The organism is Oleiphilus sp. HI0080 (assembly GCF_001635135.1).
The window spans coordinates 1-384 of sequence record NZ_LWFU01000276.1 but is presented as its reverse complement, the minus strand read 5'-3'; the positions used below and the strand labels follow the sequence as shown (position 1 = coordinate 384).

Here is a 384-nt window from a genome sequence, read left to right as displayed (position 1 = left end):
TCCGTGGTACGGAAGTAAAATTGTGGACGATAGCCTTGGAAGAATGGCGTGTGACGACCACCTTCATCTTTGCTCAAGATATATACTTCAGCCTCGAACTTCGTGTGCGGCTTAACCGAACCAGGAACACATAGCACCTGACCACGCTCAACATCATCACGCTTAGTACCACGAAGAAGAACACCGACGTTCTCACCCGCGCGACCTTCGTCAAGAAGCTTACGGAACATCTCAACACCAGTACACGTAGTCGTTTGAGTGTCGCGGATACCAACGATCTCGATCTCTTCGCCTACCTTGATGATACCACGCTCAACACGACCAGTTACTACCGTACCACGACCAGAGATAGAGAATACATCTTCTACTGGCATTAGGAATGGC

1 protein-coding gene is annotated in these 384 nt (G+C 49.5%); it reads right to left on the bottom strand.

Features of this window, described 5'->3' with window-relative positions:
- Nucleotides 1-384, bottom strand: a 384-nt coding sequence (locus A3751_RS02935; protein WP_255376069.1) for an EF-Tu/IF-2/RF-3 family GTPase, incomplete at both ends; no start/stop codon positions are given.